2 protein-coding genes are annotated in these 2,160 nt (G+C 69.3%); both read left to right on the top strand.

Translation table 11 applies throughout. The annotated features are described in order from the left end of the window. Positions 1 to 69 precede the first annotated feature (69 nt). On the top strand, positions 70 to 1,296 hold the full coding sequence (gene istA, locus AC4H2S_RS21145; protein ID WP_491498960.1) for an IS21 family transposase: 1,227 nt from the start codon (positions 70 to 72) through the stop codon (positions 1,294 to 1,296). Continuing rightward, entirely contained in the window at positions 1,296 to 2,096 is an 801-nt protein-coding gene (gene istB, locus AC4H2S_RS21140) for an IS21-like element helper ATPase IstB (protein ID WP_491498959.1), read from the top strand. Before istA ends, istB begins: the two co-directional genes overlap by 1 nt. Positions 2,097 to 2,160 lie beyond the last annotated feature (64 nt).

Genomic DNA, 2,160 nt, shown 5'->3' with positions numbered 1-2,160 from the left:
TGTCGACGACGCTCGAAAATGAGGCCATAGCGACGGGCGAAAACGAGGCCACCCCGACAGATTGGGTGGGTGATCTCAGTGGAGGATTGGGCTCTGATTCGGCGGCTGGTCGCGGACGGGGTTCCGCAGCGGCAGGTCGCGCGGGATCTGGGGGTCGGACGGTCGACGGTGGCGCGGGCAGTGGCCTCGGATCGGCCACCGAAGTACGAGCGGCCGGCGGTGCCGACGTCGTTCGATCCGTACGAGGCTCGGGTGCGTCAGCTGTTGAAGGACACCCCAGACATGCCGGCCACCGTGCTGGCCGAACGGGTGGGGTGGACCGGGTCGATCACCTGGTTCCGTGACCACGTCCGGCGGCTTCGTCCCGAGCATCGGCCGGTCGACCCTGCGGACCGGTTGGTCTGGGCGGCCGGGGACGCGGCGCAGTGCGACTTGTGGTTCCCGCCGAGGAAGATCCCGCTCGAGGACGGCACGAAGGTCCTGTTGCCGGTGCTGGTGATCACCGCCGCGCACTCCCGGTTCGTCCTGGGTCGGATGATCCCTACCCGTCGGACCGAGGACCTGCTGACCGCGACCTGGGAACTGGTGCAGGAGTTGGGGCGGGTGCCGCGACGGTTGATCTGGGACAACGAGCCCGGCATCGGCCGCGGCAAGCGTCACGCCGAGGGGGTCGCGGCGTTCACCGGCACGTTGGCCACCAGCGTGCACCGGCTGCGGCCCCGGGATCCGGAGTCCAAGGGGATCGTGGAGCGACGCAACCAGTTCTTCGAGACCTCCTTCATGCCCGGTCGCACGTTCGCGTCGCCAGCGGACTTCAACACCCAGTTCGTCGAGTGGCTGACGATCGCGAACGCCCGGACGGTCCGCACGATCAAGGCCCGCCCGGTCGATCTGGTCGAGGTCGACAAGGCCGCGATGCTGCCCCTGCCGCCGGTGGCACCGGTGGTGGGCTGGACCAACCGGGTCCGCTTGGGACGCGACTACTACGTCCGCCTGGACTCATCGGACTACTCCGTCGACCCGGCACTGATCGGCCGGTTCGTCGACGTCACCGCTGACCTACGCCAGGTCCAGATCAGCCACGATGGGCGGGTCGTGGCACGGCACGACCGTGTCTGGGCGCGCGGGCAGACGATCACCGACCCGGCCCATGTCGCGGCCGCGAAGGTCCTACGCGAGCAGTACCTGCACCCCGTCCCCGCCACCGCCGAACCAGACGACCCGCTGGTGCGGGACCTGGCCGACTACGACCGCGCCTTCGGACTCACCCACGGCAGCGATGAGGATGTGGCCTGATGGGCGCGGCGACGAAGCCGGCCACTGGTGAGGCGATCAAGCAGCTGACCTACCTGGCCAGTGCGTTGAAGGCGCCCCGGATCCTGGAGTCTGCTGCCCGGTTGGCCGATCACGCCCGTGATGCCGGGTGGACCCATGAGGAGTACCTGGCCGCGGTCCTGGACCGCGAGGTCGCCGCCCGCAACGCATCCGGGGCGCAGCTGCGGATCCGTGCCGCCGGGTTCGGTGCCCGGAAGACGCTCGAGGAGTTCGACTGGGACGCCCAACCAGGCGTCCGGCAGCAGATCGCTGCCCTGGCGTCCGGCGGGTTCCTGACCGAGGCTCGCAACATCGTGCTGCTCGGCCCGCCCGGGACCGGGAAGACCCACCTGGCCACCGGCCTGGGTATCGCCGCCGCCCATCACGGCCACCGGGTTCTGTTCGCCACCGCCACCGAGTGGGTCACCCGGCTCACCGATGCCCACCGTGCCGGCCGGCTACCTCAGGAGCTGACCCGGCTGCGCCGGTACGGGCTGATCATCGTCGACGAGGTCGGCTACCTGCCTTTCGAGCAGGACGCCGCGAACCTGTTCTTCCAGCTCGTGTCCAGTCGCTACGAGCACGCGTCGCTGATCCTCACATCCAACCTGCCCTTCAGCGGCTGGGGCGGCGTCTTCGGCGACCAAGCCGTCGCCGCCGCGATGATCGACCGCGTCGTCCACCACGCCGACGTCCTCACCCTGAAGGGCGCCAGCTACCGGCTACGCAACCGCGGCATCGACACCCTGCCCAGCATCAGAACCCAAGACACGGCAGACTAGAACCCACAACAGGTGGCCTCGTTTTCCACCGTCGGATCGGCCCCAGATTCGAGCGTTGCCGACA

Source organism: Nocardioides sp. Z13_37, from assembly GCF_058355585.1.
This window is presented reverse-complemented; position numbering and strand designations above follow the sequence as displayed.

Bases quoted from the DNA above. Each gene is read 5' to 3' on its own strand.
- istB (WP_491498959.1), top strand. From the start codon at position 1,296: ATGGGCGCGGCGACGAAGCCGGCCACTGGTGAGGCGATCAAGCAGCTG.